The following is a 15,287-nucleotide window of genomic DNA, read 5'->3' on the forward strand; positions in this document are numbered from 1 at the left end:
CGTTTCGCATCGCAGCCTGTGCTGCGAAAACCATCACATGCTCAGGACTTCGCAACCCGCGCTTCGATCCATTCGATCAATTGCCCGATCACCCGATCGCGATCCATATCGTTCATCGTCTCGTGATAACTGCCTTCGTGCAGCGTGAGCGTCTTGTCCGGCGAGCCCGCGTGCTGGCCGAATGCGCGGCTGCCTTCGGGTTCGGTGAGCTTGTCCGCCGTGCCGTGATAGACCAATAACGGCACGCGCAGGCTCGCGCGGCCGCGTTCGATTCGCGCCATCGCCAGCAGCAGTTCGGCGCCGGTGCGCGCCGGAATCGAGCCGTGATGAACGAGCGGATCGTTGCGATTGGCGTTCACCACCGGCTGAAGGCGCGAGAGCAAGGCGGCGTCGATTTTCATCGCCGGGAAACCCGGCCATACGCGGCTGATCCACTGGCTCAAGCCGAGCATCCAACGCGGAACGTCGTGCCCTGGCGCGAGCGCGGGGCTCGACAAAATCAGTCCGCTCAAGCGACGCCCGCTCGCGTCCAGCCGCTCGATCGCGTAGAGCGCCGCGATTGCGCCGCCCATGCTATGGCCCATCAGAAAGAGCGGTGCGCAACTCGTGGCAGCCGCATCGAGCAAAGCCTGGGCGTCGAGCAGATAGTCGTCGAAGCGGCGGATTCGCGCGCGCTTGCCCGGCGCCAGCCCATGTCCGCGCAAATCGACGGCGACCAGTTCGATGCCGGCCGGGCTTAGCCGATCCGCGAGCGCCGCGTAACGCCCGGCGTGTTCCGCGAGCCCGTGCAGCAGCGCGACCGTGGCGCGCAGGGGCGCGGTGGCCGGCCAGCGATACAACGGCAGGTCGACGCCGTCGCTTGTCGTAACCGTCGAGCGCAGCGCGGCGCCGCCTTTGCGGGCGCCCGCGGCGGGCCTTGCATTACCGGTGGGGATTGTCTCCATGGCTGCCATGTCGTGTCCGAGGTGTGTCCTGCATTGACTCCGTCCGATCATAGCCGCAGCGAATCCGCGCGCGCGATCGTTGCTTATCCGGGGTAGCGCTTTAATGCCGTCTGGTTATGAAAAGATCGTAATTGATTATTAAAGGGGATGTCGGGGCTGCGGTAGAATTGCCGGCTCAAATCCTAATAAAAGCAACGGCGGCCGCTTGCCGGGAGCATTCAACGCTCGCCGACAAACTCCGCCGTTTCGTTTTTCCATGATCGAAATACGCAATATCTCCCAGCGGTTCGCCGGACCCCGGGGCTGGGTCGAAGCGCTGCACAACGTCAATCTGTCGATTCCGCCGGGCGAGGTGTTCGGCATCATCGGGCGCAGCGGTGCGGGCAAAAGTACGCTCGTGCGCACCATCAATCTGCTGACACGGCCCACCGAAGGCAACATCGTCGTCAACGGCCGCGATCTCACCACGCTGCCCGCCGCGCAATTGCGCGAGGCGCGCCGCGAAATCGGCATGATCTTCCAGCACTTCAACCTGCTGTCGTCGCGCACGGTGTACGAGAACGTGGCGCTGCCGCTCGAACTCGCCGGCCTGAAGCGCGACGAGATCGAGGCGAACGTGGTGCCGCTGCTCGACCTGGTGGGCCTGTCGGCGCAGAAGGATCGGTATCCGGCGCAGATCAGCGGCGGGCAGAAGCAACGCGTCGGCATTGCGCGCGCGCTGGCGAGCAAGCCGAAAGTGCTGCTCTCCGACGAAGCGACCTCCGCGCTCGATCCGGAAACCACACGCTCGATTCTCGATCTGCTCAAGCGCATCAATCGCGAACTGAACCTGACGATCGTACTGATCACCCACCAGATGGACGTGATCAAGCAGGTCTGCGACCGCGTCGCGGTGCTGGACGCGGGCCGCGTGGTCGAGCAGGGCAAGGTGATCGACGTGTTCCTTCAGCCGCATCATGACGTCACGCGCGCGCTGATCGGCGACGTGATCGCGCAGGAATTGCCGCCCGCCATGAAGGCGCGCGTGGCCGAGCGCTTGAAGACGGGCAGCGGTCATCTGCTGCGTCTCGCGTTCACCGGCTCGGGCGTCGATCAGCCGATACTGTCCGAGACGATTCGCCGTTACGAGCTCGACTTCAACATCCTGCACGGCCAGATCGACGAGATCCAGGGGCAGGCGTTCGGCTCGCTCGCGGTGCTCGCGGGCGGCCAACCGGAGAAGGTGGCGCAGGCGCTGACGTATCTGCGTGAACAGGGTGTGGTGGTGGAGGAGCTCTCGTATGTTGAGTGAAATGCTGGATATGTTCGTCCAGTCGTTCTGGGAAACGCTCGTGATGGTGGGCATTTCCGGACTGGTCGGCGCATTGGTGGGCTTGCCGCTCGGCGTGCTGCTGTATCTGACGGACCGTCAGGGCGTGTTGCAGAACGTCGCGGTGAATCGCGCGATGGGCGTGGTGGTCAATGCGGTGCGGTCGACGCCGTTCATCATTTTGCTGGTCGCGGTGATTCCGTTTACCCGGTTGGTGGTGGGTTCGTCGATCGGCACGGCCGCCGCCGTGGTGCCGTTGACGATCGCGGCCGCACCGTTCATCGCGCGTCTGGTCGAGACCGCGCTGCGTGAAGTCGACCGTGGCCTGATCGAAGCCGCGCAGGCGATGGGCGCGACCACCAGCCAGATCGTTTTCAAGGTGCTGCTGCCGGAATCGTTGCCGGGCGTGGTCGCCGGTTTGACGATCACGTTCGTGTCGCTGGTCGGCTATTCGGCGATGGCCGGCGCGATCGGCGGCGGCGGACTCGGCGATCTGGGCATTCGTTACGGGTATCAGCGTTTTTTGCCGGAGGTCATGCTGACGGTCGTGGTGATTCTGATCGTCTTCGTGCAACTGGTGCAGTCGTTCGGGGATTGGCTCGTGCGTCGTTTGAGCCATAAATAAACAGGGGCCATCGTTGCCCGCTAAACAGAATCGATAGATTCGGAAGGTCCATCATGCAACGTCGTTTCATCCTCAAGCTGGCCGCCGCGCTCGGCGCCGCCTCGCTGTTCGCCGCCACCACGGCGGCTCACGCTGAAGACACGATCAAGGTCGGCGTCACGGGCGGTCCGCACGCGCAGATCATGGAAGTCGTGAAGACGGTCGCGGCGAAGAACGGTCTGAACATCAAGGTCGTCGAATTCTCCGACTACGTGCAGCCCAACGCCGCGCTCGCCGGCGGCGATCTGGACGCGAACAGCTACCAGCACGAGCCGTACTTGCAGGCGCAGGTGAAGGACCGCGGCTACAAGCTGATTCGCGTCGCCGACACGGTCACCTATCCGATGGGCATCTATTCGAAGAAGGTGAAGACGCTGGCCGAACTGCAGCCGGGCGCGAAGATCGCGGTGCCGAACGATCCGACCAATGGCGGCCGGGCACTCTTGCTGCTGCAAAAGCAGGGTCTGCTGAAATTGCGCGCCGACGCGGGGCTGAAGGCGACGCCGCTCGACATCGTCGAGAATCCGAAGAAGCTGAAGATCGTCGAACTCGACGCCGCGCAGATTCCGCGTTCGCTGAACGACGTGGAAGCGGCCGCGATCAACACGAACTTCGCGATGGAAGCGGGTCTCAAGCCCAAACAGGACGCCATTGCGATCGAAGATCCGAAGGGGCCGTACGTGAACATCATCGCGATTCGCGAAGCCGACAGGAACAAGCCGTGGGTCGCCAAGCTGGTTGCGGCGTATCACTCGCCGGAAGTGAAGCAGTTCGTTGAAGGCAAGTTCGGCGGCGCGGTGATTACCGCCTGGTGAGTCCGGCAGCCATGTGAACATGGCAAGCACGACGGCAATGCAAATTTAGAGTCGTGAATCGGAGCCCGGGGTTGTCACCCGGGTTTTTTCGTGATTAAAATAGAACGATCGTTCGCTATTGCCGTCACGCCGCTGGGGAGCGATATCCTCCTGCTAAAGCACCCGCGACAAGGCTCCCGCAAGGGCAGTCGTTATAATGTTCGCTGGGTTGACGTATTCGTAACTTTGGAGCGTGTGCATGAAAATCCTGGTGCCAGTCAAGAGAGTGGTCGATTACAACGTGAAAGTCCGGGTGAAGTCGGACGGCACGGGCGTCGACATCGCGAACGTGAAAATGTCGATGAATCCGTTCGACGAAATCGCGGTGGAAGAGGCGGTGCGTCTGAAGGAAGCGGGCGTGGCGACCGAGGTGATCGCGGTGTCGTGCGGCGTCACGCAGTCGCAGGAAACGCTGCGCACGGCGCTGGCGATCGGCGCGGACCGCGCCGTGCTGATCGAATCGAATGAGGAACTGCAGCCGCTGGCGGTCGCCAAGCTGCTGAAGGCGCTGGTCGACCGGGAGCAGCCGCAACTGGTCATTCTCGGCAAACAGGCGATCGACGATGATTCGAACCAGACCGGCCAGATGCTTGCCGCGCTCGCCAGCCTGCCGCAAGCGACGTTTGCGTCGAAGGTTGTCGTGGCCGACGGCAGGGCCACCGTGTCGCGCGAAGTGGACGGCGGTGCCGAGACGCTGTCGCTCAAGCTGCCCGCCGTGGTCACGACCGATCTGCGCCTGAACGAGCCGCGCTACGTGACGCTGCCGAACATCATGAAGGCGAAGAAGAAGCCGCTGGAAACGCTCAAGCCCGAGGACCTCGGTGTTGACGTCACGCCGCGCCTGAAGACGCTGAAAGTCGCCGAGCCGCCGAAGCGCTCCGCTGGCGTGAAGGTGGCGGATGTGAAGACGCTGGTCGAGAAGCTGAAGAATGAAGCCAAGGTGCTTTAAGTAAAACGCGGAGACAGGGCAAATGACGAATCTTGTATTGGCAGAACATGACAACGCATCGATCAAGCCGGCGACGCTGAACACGATCGCAGCGGCGCAGAAGATCGGCGGCGACATTCACGTGCTGGTGGCGGGCTACAACGCGCAGGCCGCGGCGGACGAGGCCGCGAAGATCGCGGGTGTGTCGAAGGTATTGCTGGCCGACGCGCCGCAACTGGAAGCGGGCCTCGCGGAAAACGTCGAGGCGACGGTGTTCGACATCGCGAAGGACTACACGCACATCCTCGCGCCGGCCACGCCTTACGGCAAGAACATCACGCCGCGTATCGCCGCGAAGCTGGACGTCGCGCAGATCAGCGACATCACCGCGGTGGATTCGGCCGACACGTTCGAGCGCCCGATCTACGCGGGCAATGCGATCGCCACGGTGCAGTCGCAGGACCCAATCAAGGTCATCACCGTGCGCACGACCGGTTTCGATGCGGTCGCGGCCGAAGGCGGCAATGCAGTGGTGGAAAAGATCGACGCCGCGGCGGACCAGGGTATCTCGCAGTTCGTGAGCCGTGAACTGACGAAGCTGGACCGTCCCGAACTGACCTCGGCGAAGATCATCGTCTCGGGCGGCCGCGGTCTGGGCAATGGCGAGAACTACACGAAGGTGCTCGAGCCGCTGGCCGACAGGCTGAACGCGGCGCTGGGCGCCTCGCGCGCGGCGGTCGATGCGGGCTTCGTGCCGAACGACTATCAGGTCGGGCAGACCGGCAAGATCGTCGCGCCGCAGTTGTACATCGCGGTCGGCATCTCCGGTGCGATCCAGCATCTGGCGGGCATGAAGGACAGCAAGGTGATCGTCGCGATCAACAAGGACCCGGAAGCGCCGATTTTCAGCGTCGCCGATTATGGTCTGGTGGGTGATCTGTTCACGCTTGTGCCTGAGCTCGTTGGTGAGCTCGGCTAAACGCCGCAGCGCCGTAAAAGGCGTCTGACAAAACAGGAAAGGGCGCGGGGCCATCAAGTCCGGCGCCCTTTTTTTATATCAAGGCAGGAGGAGAACTGAAATGAGCTATACGGCGCCCATCAAGGACATGCTGTTCGTGATGAAGGAACTGGCCGGTCTCGAGGAAATCGCGACGCTGCCGGGCTTCGAGGACGCGAACCTCGACACGGCTCAGGCCGTGCTCGAAGAATCGGCGAAACTATGCGGCGAAGTACTGGCGCCGCTGAACGTCGAAGGCGATCGCAATCCGAGCAGTTGGAAAGACGGTGTGGTCACCGCCACGCCGGGTTTCAAGGACGCGTTCCGCCAGTTCGCCGAAGGCGGCTGGCAAGGCGTGCAGCATCCGGTCGACTACGAGGGCCAGGGCCTGCCGAAGCTGATCGCGACACCCTGCGTCGAAATGCTCAACGCGTCGAACCTGTCGTTCGCGCTGTGTCCGTTGCTGACCGACGGCGCGATCGAAGCGCTGCTCACCGCCGGCACCGAAGCGCAAAAACAGACCTATGTGCCCAAGCTGATTTCCGGCGAATGGACCGGAACGATGAACCTGACCGAGCCGCAAGCCGGCTCCGATCTCGCGCTGGTGCGCACGCGCGCCGAGCCGCAGGGCGACGGTTCGTTCAAGCTGTTCGGCACGAAGATCTTCATCACATGGGGCGAGCACGACATGGCGAAGAACATCGCCCATCTCGTGCTGGCGCGCACGCCGGATGCGCCCGAGGGCGTCAAGGGCATTTCGCTCTTCATCGTGCCGAAGTTTCTCGTCAACGAAGACGGTTCGCTCGGCGAGCGCAACGACGTGCATTGCGTGTCGATCGAGCACAAGCTCGGCATCAAGGCGAGCCCGACCGCCGTGCTGCAATTCGGCGATCATGGCGGCGCGATCGGCCATCTGATCGGCGAGGAAAATCGCGGTCTCGAATATATGTTCATCATGATGAACGCGGCGCGTTTTGCGGTGGGGATGCAGGGGGTCGCCGTGTCGGACCGCGCGTATCAGAAAGCGGTGGCGTACGCGAAGGATCGCGTGCAAAGCCGTCCGGTGGATGGCTCCGCGAAGCAGCCGGTGGCGATCATTCAGCATCCCGACGTGCGCCGCATGCTGGCGACGATGCGCGGCCTGACCGAAGCGTCGCGCGCGCTCGCCTATGTCGCCGCCGCTCACTGCGATATCGCGCATCGTCATCCCGACGAAGGCACGCGCGCCGAACATCAGGCGATCTACGAATTTCTCGTGCCGATCGTGAAGGGCTGGAGCACGGAGTTGTCGATCGACGTCGCGAGCCTCGGCGTGCAGGTGCATGGCGGCATGGGCTTCATCGAGGAAACGGGCGCCGCGCAGTATTACCGCGACGCGCGCATTCTGCCGATTTACGAAGGCACGACCGCGATTCAGGCCAACGACCTGATCGGCCGCAAGACCGTGCGTGACGGCGGCAAGGTGGCAAAGTCGCTGCTCGCCGGCATTGCGGGAACGGTGGAGGCGCTGGGTTCGCAGCAAGGGGCGGCGTTCGATTCGATGAAGACGTATCTGGCGCAGGGACATCGCTCGTTGAGCGCGGTGGTCGATTTCGTTGTGGCGAATACGAAGGGCGATCCGAACGCGGTGTTTGCCGGCAGCGTGCCGTATCTGAAGCTCGCGGGCATCGTGCTCGGTGGCTGGCAAATGGCGCGCGCGCTGCTCGTGGCGGCTCAGAAGCGCGATGAGGACCCGTCGTTTTACGGCGCCAAGATCGCGACCGCGCAGTTTTATGCGGAGCATGTGTTGCCGCTGGCGTCGGCGCTGGAAGCGTCGATCGTCAATGCGAAGGGCGGCGAGGGCGTGCTTGCGTTGTCGGAAGACCAGTTCTGACGTTGCACGCTTGAGCTAAACGACAACGGCGCCTTGATTGAAGGCGCCGTTTGTTTTTGGACCGCCGGCGAACCGCCAGGCGTTAAACCTCAAGCATAAGCCGGCCGATGCGCACCGCCGGTCTCGCCGAGATAGCGATGCACCGACAGATCGTCCGCCTTGATGGCCGGCTGCTTGCCCGACATCACGTCGGCGAGCAACTGGCCCGAGCCGCACGACATGGTCCAGCCCAGCGTGCCGTGGCCCGTGTTCAGAAACAGGTTCGGCACGGGCGTGCGGCCGACGATCGGCGTGCCGTCGGGCGTCATTGGACGCAGACCGGTCCAGAAGCTCGCCTTCCACGTATCGCCACCGCCGGGGAACAGATCGTTTACGCACATCTCGAGCGTTTCGCGGCGCGCCTCGCGCAACGATTTATCGAAGCCGACGATCTCCGCCATGCCGCCGACGCGAATGCGGTTGTCGAAACGCGTGATCGCGATCTTGTAGGTTTCGTCGAGCACGGTTGAAACGGGAGCCGCCGCTTCGTTGACGATTGGCGCGGTGATCGAATAACCCTTGAGCGGATAGACCGGAATCTTGACCAGACCGGACAGGAATTGGGTCGAGTACGAACCCAGCGCGACGACGAACGAATCGGCGCGCACCAGTTCACCGCCGCACTGCACGCCCGCGATGCGGTCGCCCGCCAACGCGAGTGCGTCGATCGGCGTGTTGTAGCGGAATTTCACGCCCAGTTGCTCGGCGAGCGCGGCGAGGCGCGTGGTGAACATCTGGCAGTCGCCGGTTTCGTCGCCCGGCAGACGCAGCCCGCCTGTCAACTTGTGCGACACCGCGGCGAGCGCCGGTTCGGCTTGCGCCAGTTCGGCCGGCGACAGCAGTTTGAACGGCACGTTGGCTTCCCGCAGCACGGCGATGTCTTTCGCGGCGCCGTCGAATTGCTGCGGGGTGCGGAACACCTGCAGCGTGCCGCCGGTGCGCCCTTCGTATTGAAGGCCGGTTTCGGCGCGCAGCGCCTGCAGGCAGTCGCGGCTGTATTCGGCGAGCCGGACCATGCGGCCCTTGTTCACCGCATAACGCGACGACGTGCAGTTCTGCAGCATCTGCCACATCCATTGCAACTGGAATTGCGTGCCGTCGAGCCGAATGGCCAGCGGCGCATGCTTTTGAAACATCCATTTGACGGCTTTCAGCGGCACGCCCGGCGCGGCCCACGGCGACGCGTAACCCGGCGAGATTTGCCCCGCATTGGCGAAACTGGTTTCGAGCGCCGGGCCCGCCTCGCGATCGATGACGGTCACTTCATGGCCGGCGCGCGCCAGATAGTACGCGCTCGTCACCCCGACGACGCCACTGCCCAAAACGACGACTCGCATAGATGCTCCAGGAAACGGAAGAGATAGGACGGGGCGCGCTCGCCGATTCGTTTGGATTCATTCGATTAACGAGGTGCAACGCGGATCAACCAGTGTTAACCGCTATACTATTAACAGTCAGGCAGTTTTTGTTATTGTATTTTCAGGATTTTCAGCAAAAACATCATGCGTACACAACGCCAACCGGTCCGGTCCCTCGACAAACTCGATCACAAGATTCTGCGGCTCCTGCAACAGGACGGCAGGATGGCGATGAAAGACCTCGCGGAACAGGTCGGGCTGTCGGTTACGCCGTGCATCGAGCGCGTCAAGCGAATGGAACGCGATGGCGTGATCACCGGCTACCACGCGCGCGTGAACCCCGCCGAGCTTGGCGCGGCGCTGCTCGTGTTCGTCGAGATCACGCTGGACCACAAAAGCGGCAACATGTTCGACCAGTTCCGCCGCGAGGTGCAGAAGATCCCCGAGGTGCTGGAATGCCACCTCGTGTCGGGCGACTTCGACTATCTGATCAAGGCGCGCATCGGCGAAATGGCCGATTACCGCAAGCTGCTGGGCGACATCCTGCTGCAACTGCCCGGCGCGGTGCAGTCGAAAAGCTATGTGGTGATGGAAGAGATCAAGGAGACGCTAACGATCGCGGTCGGCGAATAAACCGCCGCGCGGCGCGCAAAGCGGGGCTCGACAAACGGCGTAAACACTGTATATTTATACAGGTGTTTTGCGCCGTTTTTGCGTGCTTATCCATGACCAACTCCCACATCCGCTTCGCAACCGAATTTCCGATTGCTCCGCCCACCCCTCGCAAGGGGCGCGGGGCCGTGACGAATCTGCAAGGCCGCTACGAAGTCGACCAGCGTGAGGCGGTGGACGACGGTTGGCTGTCCGCGGCCGAGGAAGAGGGCGAGCCCAAGGCCTTGCGCACTCAGGTGTTCGAAGAGCGCGCCAAAAGCATTCTCACGCGCAACGCGTCGCCGGACATTCCGTTCGGCGTGTCGCTCAATCCGTATCGCGGCTGCGAACACGGTTGTATTTATTGTTTTGCGCGGCCCACGCATAGTTATCTGGGGCTGTCGCCGGGGCTCGACTTCGAAAGCCGCATTTACGCGAAGGTGAACGCGCCGGAATTGCTCCAGCGCGAACTGTCGAAAAAATCCTACGTGCCGGAGCCGATCGCGCTGGGTGTCAATACCGACGCCTGGCAGCCCGTCGAGCGCGATTTACGCCTCACGCGGCGGGTGGTGGAGGTGCTTGGCGAGCGCAACCATCCGTTTGCGGCGATCACGAAATCGTCGCTGATCGAGCGCGATCTCGATCTGCTCGCGCCAATGGCGGCGCGTGGTCAATTCATGGCGGCGATCACCGTTACCACCTTGGACGCGGAAATCGCCCGCACCCTCGAACCGCGCGCGGCCACGCCGTCGCGCCGTTTGCGCACCATCCGCACGTTGAGTGAGGCGGGCATTCCGGTCGGCGTCAGCATCGCGCCGGTGATCCCGTTCGTCACCGAACCGGATATGGAGCGCGTGCTGGAGGCATGTGCCGAAGCCGGCGCGTGCAATGCGAGCTATATCGTGCTGCGTCTTCCGTGGGAAGTGGCGCCGCTATTCAAAGACTGGCTCGCGGCGCATTTTCCCGATCGCGCGGAACGGGTCATGGGCCGTGTGCGCGATATGCGGGGAGGAAAGGACTACGACTCCGACTTCTCCAAACGAATGAAGGGAGAAGGCTTGTGGGCGGATCTGCTCAAGCAGCGCTTCCAGAATGCCGTGCGCCGTCTGGGATTGAACCGGCGTGACCGCGGCATTCTCGATATGTCGCACTTCCGTCGGGTCGAACCGGCGCGTGACGATTCCCAACTGGATCTTTTCTAGCCGGGCGCGCGGCTGTTATTGCGAGAGTGCTTTGGCTGCTTGCACCTGGCCTTCGAAGTAGGTCTGGAATGAAATGGCGAGGCCTGTCATCAGCAGGAACGCGCCGATCAGCAACGAAAAGATCACGATGAAAATGACGGTCCAGCCGGAGCGGCTTTTGCGCTGGGTCCGCGCGTTGAACTGCGCATCCCATTTCTCGTCGGGACGCAGCCCGTAGACGATCGCGGCAAGAAACGCGGCGAGCAGCGAAACCGCGCCCGGAAACGCCAAGGTCCAGCCGAGCATCGAAGCGCGTTCGCTCGCCACCACCAGCATGGCGCCCGGAATGCCTATCAGCGTGCCGAGCAAATGCGCCCAGCCGTAAATGTCGCGCATGCCGTGGAGATAGAAGCGGTGAGCTCCGAGGCTGCCGAAGAAGAACGCCAGCGCGGCGGTCATTGTCTTGGATTTGAACCGCGATGAAGTCGAAGCAAGGGTGGACATGTAGGCGAGGGCAGAAGTGACGGGGCGGTCGAAAGGAGCGGCGCACCGGTGGGCGCAGACCGGTGCGCATTCTACGCCCGCCACGCGCTGCCGGGCACGTGGCGGGCGGTCGCGCTGTGGCGGCCTAAGGCGCTGAATACGTCACGCGGTAGACGGCGCCGGCGTAATCGTCGCTGATCAGGAGCGAGCCGTCGGGCATCGGCAGCACGTCGGCGGGGCGGCCCCACACGGCTTCGCCGGGCTGCAGCCAGCCTTCGGCGAATACTTCCTGGCGGGCGTCGCCGCCGTCCGGGTTGAGCGTTGCCCGCACTACCCGGTAGCCCACTTTCTTGCTGCGATTCCACGAACCATGTTCGGCGATGAAAATATTGTTCCGATAGGCGGGCGGAAACATCGAGCCGCTATAAAACCGCATGCCGAGCGCCGCGACGTGCGCGCCAAGCTTGACCGCTGGCGGCGTGAACGAACTACACGGATGATCCTTGCCGAATTCGGGGTCGGGCGTCCCGACGCCGTGGCAATACGGAAAACCGAAGTCCATGCCGGCGCGCGGCGCACGGTTGAGTTCGTCGTCCGGCACGTCGTCGCCCATCAGGTCGCGGCCGTTGTCGGTGAACCACAACTCGTGCGTCACCGGATGCCAGTCGAAGCCGACCGTGTCGCGGATGCCGCGCGCCACGACTTCGTAATGACTACCGTCCGGGTCCATCCGGCCGATCAGCGCGTATCGGCTGCGGTCCTTCAGACAGACGTTGCACGGCGCGCCTTGCGGCACATACAGCTTGCCGTCCGGCCCGAAAGCGATGAATTTGGCGCCGTGGTGTGTCTCGGCGGGCAATTTATCGGTAACGACGGTGGGCTTGGGCGGATTGTTCAGACGGGTGTCGATCGCATCGAAACGCAAGATTTTCGACACGGCGGACACATACAGCGCGCCGTCCCGCCAAGCTACGCCCACGGGCATGTCGAGGCCGGAGGCGAGCACATGGCGCGCGGTCGCGCGTCCGTTTTGCAGTTCGAGCGCGTAGACGCGGCCGTCGAAGCTTCCTATATAGAGAATGCCCTTCGGCGACAGCGCCATGGCGCGCGCGCTTGGTACGGCGTCCGACAAGATCTCGACGTGGAAGCCGGGCGGGACTTTGATACGTTCGATCGGCGGCGCGGCGAGCGCCGGCGGGACTATGGCGGCGAGCCACAGGGCTGTCGCGGAGCGCCGGGCCCGAGCGCGAAGGCGTGAGGAGCGCGCCAGGCCGGCAAGCCGCGCGAAGAGGGTGAATAACGCAAGCAAAAGCACAGTTGGCGGCGGGAATTTCACAGGCGCTCCGTCAGGTGGTGCGGGCGTTTGGATATGATCTGGAGCCCCGCGGTATGGCCGGGGCCACGTCGTCGCCCAGTTTATCCGGGTAAGTGTTTGTTAAGGCGTTGGTTTCCCGCTATAATCGCGTGTTTCAGTCGTTCCGAACCCCGGTTTTCAAGGATTCTAGTATGGTCATCATCCGCTTGGCTCGTGGCGGCTCCAAGAAGCGCCCGTTCTACAACATCGTCGCAACCGATTCGCGTAACCGTCGTGACGGCCGCTTCATCGAGCGCGTTGGCTTTTACAACCCGGTCGCTACGAAGGGTGAATCGCTGCGTATCGCTCAAGACCGCCTGACGTACTGGCAAGGCGTTGGCGCGCAACTGTCGCCGACCGTCGAGCGTCTCGTGAAAGAAGCGCAAAAGGCGCAGCCGGCTGCTTAATGGCCGCTCGCATGCGTATCGTCGTCGGTTCGGCCGGCGGCTCGCGCCGCTTGCGTGAGCAGTCCGATGCGCGAAGTGTTGTGCTGAAGCAGACGTCGAAGTTGGCAGCGAGGTTCTCTTATGTCTGAGCGTGATTCCGGTAGTTCAGGTCCCGCCAGGACCGCCCCGCGCGCGAAGACGTCTGATCAGGCGCCGTTCGGTGCATTCGTCCGCAAGCCGGTCGAACGAGCCGAGGGCAAGGCGAAAGCCAAGGTTGCAAGCGCCGCTTCCGGGGCAGCAGAAATGCGCGCGGAAACGGCCGAAAGCTGGCCGGCCGACGCGGTCGAGGTCGGCGCGATCGTCGACGCTTACGGCCTCAAAGGCTGGGTCAAGGTAGCCGCTCATGCGGATGCCGGGCATGGCGGCGACGCGTTGCTGAGCGCTAAGCGCTGGTGGCTGCTGAAAGGTCACGAGCGCAAGTCGGCGCCGTCGTTGCAGGCGAAAATACATAGCGACAGTGTGGTGGCCCATCTGGGCGGCGTCACTGACCGCGATGTCGCATTGGCACTGCGCGGCTCCCGCGTTTATATCAGCCGCAGTGAATTCCCGGCTCTCGAAGCCGACGAATTCTACTGGGTCGACCTGCTCGGCCTGGATGTGGTGAACGTTGCCGGGGTCCACCTCGGCAAGGTTGCGGACATGATCGACAACGGTGCGCACTCGGTAATGCGTATCGAATATCCGGCCGCCGACAAAAGCGGCAAGCCGGTCACCGGTGAGCGCTTGATCCCGTTCGTCGGCGTCTTTGTCAAAACGGTGGACCAGGCGGCGAAGCAGATCGTCGTCGAATGGGAAGCCGATTACTAAATAATTCGCTGAATGGAGGGAGCGATGCAGTTCGATGTCGTCACGCTCTTTCCTGAAATGTTTCGCGCGCTGACCGATTGGGGTATCACCAGTCGGGCGGCGAAGCAGGAGCGCTACGCGTTGCGCACGTGGAATCCACGCGATTTCACCACCGACAACTACCGCACGATCGACGATCGCCCGTACGGCGGCGGACCTGGCATGGTGATGCTGGCCAAGCCTCTGGAAGACGCGATCGGCGCGGCGAAAGCGGCGCAGGCGGAGCAGGGCATCGGTGCATCGCGCGTCGTGATGATGTCGCCGCAAGGCGCTGCGCTGAACCACGAGCGTGTCATGCGGTTCGCGGCCGAACCCGGTCTGATTCTGTTGTGCGGGCGCTATGAAGCGATCGATCAGCGTTTGCTCGACCGTGTCGTGGACGAAGAAGTCAGTCTTGGCGACTTCGTGCTGTCAGGCGGTGAATTGCCGGCCATGGCTTTGATGGACGCGGTCGTGCGCCAGTTGCCCGGCGTGCTGAACGACTCGCAATCGGCGGTGCAGGACAGTTTCGTCGACGTGCTGCTGGATTGTCCGCACTACACGCGCCCCGAGGAATACAACGGCGTGCGCGTGCCCGATGTGCTGCTAGGCGGCCATCATGCGGAAATCGAAGCGTGGCGCCGGCGTGAAGCGTTGCGCAACACGTTGAACAAACGGCCCGATCTGATCGTGAAGGCCAGAAAGAACAAGATGTTGAGCCGTGCCGACGAGGCATGGCTCGCGAGTCTCGCGAAGGAAGCGTCGAAGGCGTAAAGCCCCGATCTTTCGAGCGGACATAGGCGGTGCCGCACATGCGTGTACGGCGCCTGATGTGAACCCATCCTCTATCGGGGCCGTAGCCGAGCGCAAACAAACTCCGCGCAAGGCAGGTACGAACGCCGACAAGATGGACCTAGGAGTCAGTGATGAATCTGATTGCAAAACTCGAGCAGGAAGAAATCGCGCGCGCCCTCGGCGATAAGACCATTCCCGATTTCGCCCCCGGCGATACGGTGATCGTCAGCGTGAACGTGGTTGAAGGTACGCGTAAGCGCGTTCAGGCTTACGAAGGCGTCGTGATCGCCAAGCGTAACCGTGGTCTGAATTCGTCGTTCATCGTCCGCAAGATTTCGTCGGGCGAAGGCGTCGAGCGTACGTTCCAGACGTACTCGCCGCTGCTGGCAAGCATCGTCGTGAAGCGCCGCGGCGATGTGCGTCGTGCGAAGCTGTACTACCTGCGCGACCGTTCGGGCAAGTCGGCCCGGATCAAGGAAAAGCTGGTCATGAAGAAAGACCGCGCTGCTCCCCAAGCGTAAATGCTGTAAGAAAAAGCACCCCTCGCGGGTGCTTTTTTGTTTGCCAGGTCAAAATAGCGGCATGT

At 62.9% G+C, this 15,287-nt stretch carries 16 protein-coding genes; 12 read left to right on the plus strand and 4 right to left on the minus strand.

Features of this window, described 5'->3' with window-relative positions; genetic code table 11:
• Window positions 1-41: 41 nt before the first annotated feature.
• Window positions 42-944, minus strand: a complete 903-nt coding sequence (locus BUE39_RS03130) for an alpha/beta hydrolase (RefSeq protein WP_073427180.1) — start codon at window positions 942-944, stop codon at window positions 42-44.
• Window positions 945-1,200: 256 nt separating this feature from the next.
• Between BUE39_RS03130 and BUE39_RS03135 the strand changes: the two genes are divergently transcribed.
• The 6 genes from BUE39_RS03135 (at window position 1,201) to BUE39_RS03160 (ending at window position 7,569) form a co-directional block, all read left to right on the plus strand.
• Window positions 1,201-2,235: a methionine ABC transporter ATP-binding protein gene (locus BUE39_RS03135; RefSeq protein ID WP_073427181.1), complete on the plus strand. Its 1,035-nt coding sequence runs from the start codon at window positions 1,201-1,203 to the stop codon at window positions 2,233-2,235.
• On the plus strand, window positions 2,225-2,878 hold the full coding sequence (locus BUE39_RS03140) for a methionine ABC transporter permease (protein ID WP_073427182.1): 654 nt from the start codon (window positions 2,225-2,227) through the stop codon (window positions 2,876-2,878). Before BUE39_RS03135 ends, BUE39_RS03140 begins: the two co-directional genes overlap by 11 nt.
• A 53-nt stretch (window positions 2,879-2,931) precedes the next feature.
• A complete protein-coding gene (locus BUE39_RS03145; protein ID WP_073427183.1) occupies window positions 2,932-3,732 on the plus strand; it encodes a MetQ/NlpA family ABC transporter substrate-binding protein in 801 nt (266 codons plus the stop codon).
• 238 nt (window positions 3,733-3,970) lie between these two features.
• Window positions 3,971-4,720 carry an electron transfer flavoprotein subunit beta/FixA family protein gene (locus BUE39_RS03150; protein WP_073427184.1) on the plus strand — a complete coding sequence of 250 codons (750 nt, stop codon included), beginning with the start codon at window positions 3,971-3,973 and terminating at the stop codon, window positions 4,718-4,720.
• A 22-nt stretch (window positions 4,721-4,742) separates the two neighbouring features.
• Window positions 4,743-5,678 carry an electron transfer flavoprotein subunit alpha/FixB family protein gene (locus tag BUE39_RS03155; RefSeq protein ID WP_073427185.1) on the plus strand — a complete coding sequence of 312 codons (936 nt, stop codon included), beginning with the start codon at window positions 4,743-4,745 and terminating at the stop codon, window positions 5,676-5,678.
• Window positions 5,679-5,778: 100 nt separating this feature from the next.
• Window positions 5,779-7,569 carry an acyl-CoA dehydrogenase gene (locus BUE39_RS03160; protein WP_073427186.1) on the plus strand — a complete coding sequence of 597 codons (1,791 nt, stop codon included), beginning with the start codon at window positions 5,779-5,781 and terminating at the stop codon, window positions 7,567-7,569.
• An 89-nt stretch (window positions 7,570-7,658) separates the two neighbouring features.
• Here the strand turns inward: BUE39_RS03160 and BUE39_RS03165 are convergent, their stop codons facing one another.
• On the minus strand, window positions 7,659-8,945 hold the full coding sequence (locus BUE39_RS03165; protein WP_073427187.1) for a D-amino acid dehydrogenase: 1,287 nt from the start codon (window positions 8,943-8,945) through the stop codon (window positions 7,659-7,661).
• 165 nt (window positions 8,946-9,110) lie between these two features.
• On the opposite strand from BUE39_RS03165, the gene BUE39_RS03170 reads away from it, so the two are divergent.
• Entirely contained in the window at window positions 9,111-9,599 is a 489-nt protein-coding gene (locus tag BUE39_RS03170) for an Lrp/AsnC ligand binding domain-containing protein (RefSeq protein ID WP_073427188.1), read from the plus strand.
• A gap of 92 nt (window positions 9,600-9,691) precedes the next feature.
• Entirely contained in the window at window positions 9,692-10,819 is a 1,128-nt protein-coding gene (locus BUE39_RS03175) for a PA0069 family radical SAM protein (RefSeq protein WP_073427189.1), read from the plus strand.
• A gap of 15 nt (window positions 10,820-10,834) precedes the next feature.
• Here the strand turns inward: BUE39_RS03175 and BUE39_RS03180 are convergent, their stop codons facing one another.
• The gene (locus tag BUE39_RS03180; protein ID WP_073427190.1) at window positions 10,835-11,302 is read right to left on the minus strand and encodes an NINE protein; all 468 of its coding nucleotides are present in this window, start codon (window positions 11,300-11,302) and stop codon (window positions 10,835-10,837) included.
• Window positions 11,303-11,426: 124 nt separating this feature from the next.
• Window positions 11,427-12,617 (minus strand): PQQ-dependent sugar dehydrogenase, encoded by a 1,191-nt coding sequence (locus BUE39_RS03185; protein WP_073427191.1) that lies wholly within the window; start codon window positions 12,615-12,617, stop codon window positions 11,427-11,429.
• Between the two features lie 170 nt (window positions 12,618-12,787).
• On the opposite strand from BUE39_RS03185, the gene rpsP reads away from it, so the two are divergent.
• From rpsP to rplS, 4 genes are all read left to right on the plus strand, one after another.
• Window positions 12,788-13,042: a 30S ribosomal protein S16 gene (rpsP, locus tag BUE39_RS03190; RefSeq protein WP_006050280.1), complete on the plus strand. Its 255-nt coding sequence runs from the start codon at window positions 12,788-12,790 to the stop codon at window positions 13,040-13,042.
• 120 nt (window positions 13,043-13,162) lie between these two features.
• Window positions 13,163-13,888, plus strand: a complete 726-nt coding sequence (gene rimM, locus BUE39_RS03195) for a ribosome maturation factor RimM (RefSeq protein ID WP_073427192.1) — start codon at window positions 13,163-13,165, stop codon at window positions 13,886-13,888.
• Between the two features lie 24 nt (window positions 13,889-13,912).
• Window positions 13,913-14,680, plus strand: coding sequence for a tRNA (guanosine(37)-N1)-methyltransferase TrmD (trmD, locus tag BUE39_RS03200; RefSeq protein WP_073427193.1), 768 nt, complete (start codon window positions 13,913-13,915; stop codon window positions 14,678-14,680).
• 152 nt (window positions 14,681-14,832) lie between these two features.
• A complete protein-coding gene (gene rplS, locus BUE39_RS03205) occupies window positions 14,833-15,222 on the plus strand; it encodes a 50S ribosomal protein L19 (protein ID WP_073427194.1) in 390 nt (129 codons plus the stop codon).
• Window positions 15,223-15,287 lie beyond the last annotated feature (65 nt).

Origin of the sequence: Paraburkholderia terricola (assembly GCF_900142195.1) — a bacterium.
Classification (GTDB): Bacteria; Pseudomonadota; Gammaproteobacteria; order Burkholderiales; family Burkholderiaceae; genus Paraburkholderia; species Paraburkholderia terricola.

Coding starts and splice junctions, on each gene's coding strand:
- BUE39_RS03165 (WP_073427187.1), bottom strand. CDS start 8,945: ATGCGAGTCGTCGTTTTGGGCAGTGGCGTCGTCGGGGTGACGAGCGCG.
- rpsP (WP_006050280.1), top strand. CDS start 12,788: ATGGTCATCATCCGCTTGGCTCGTGGCGGCTCCAAGAAGCGCCCGTTC.
- rimM (WP_073427192.1), top strand. CDS start 13,163: ATGTCTGAGCGTGATTCCGGTAGTTCAGGTCCCGCCAGGACCGCCCCG.
- BUE39_RS03160 (WP_073427186.1), top strand. CDS start 5,779: ATGAGCTATACGGCGCCCATCAAGGACATGCTGTTCGTGATGAAGGAA.
- rplS (WP_073427194.1), top strand. CDS start 14,833: ATGAATCTGATTGCAAAACTCGAGCAGGAAGAAATCGCGCGCGCCCTC.
- trmD (WP_073427193.1), top strand. CDS start 13,913: ATGCAGTTCGATGTCGTCACGCTCTTTCCTGAAATGTTTCGCGCGCTG.
- BUE39_RS03130 (WP_073427180.1), bottom strand. CDS start 944: ATGGAGACAATCCCCACCGGTAATGCAAGGCCCGCCGCGGGCGCCCGC.
- BUE39_RS03180 (WP_073427190.1), bottom strand. CDS start 11,302: ATGTCCACCCTTGCTTCGACTTCATCGCGGTTCAAATCCAAGACAATG.
- BUE39_RS03145 (WP_073427183.1), top strand. CDS start 2,932: ATGCAACGTCGTTTCATCCTCAAGCTGGCCGCCGCGCTCGGCGCCGCC.
- BUE39_RS03150 (WP_073427184.1), top strand. CDS start 3,971: ATGAAAATCCTGGTGCCAGTCAAGAGAGTGGTCGATTACAACGTGAAA.
- BUE39_RS03155 (WP_073427185.1), top strand. CDS start 4,743: ATGACGAATCTTGTATTGGCAGAACATGACAACGCATCGATCAAGCCG.
- BUE39_RS03170 (WP_073427188.1), top strand. CDS start 9,111: ATGCGTACACAACGCCAACCGGTCCGGTCCCTCGACAAACTCGATCAC.
- BUE39_RS03175 (WP_073427189.1), top strand. CDS start 9,692: ATGACCAACTCCCACATCCGCTTCGCAACCGAATTTCCGATTGCTCCG.
- BUE39_RS03135 (WP_073427181.1), top strand. CDS start 1,201: ATGATCGAAATACGCAATATCTCCCAGCGGTTCGCCGGACCCCGGGGC.
- BUE39_RS03140 (WP_073427182.1), top strand. CDS start 2,225: ATGTTGAGTGAAATGCTGGATATGTTCGTCCAGTCGTTCTGGGAAACG.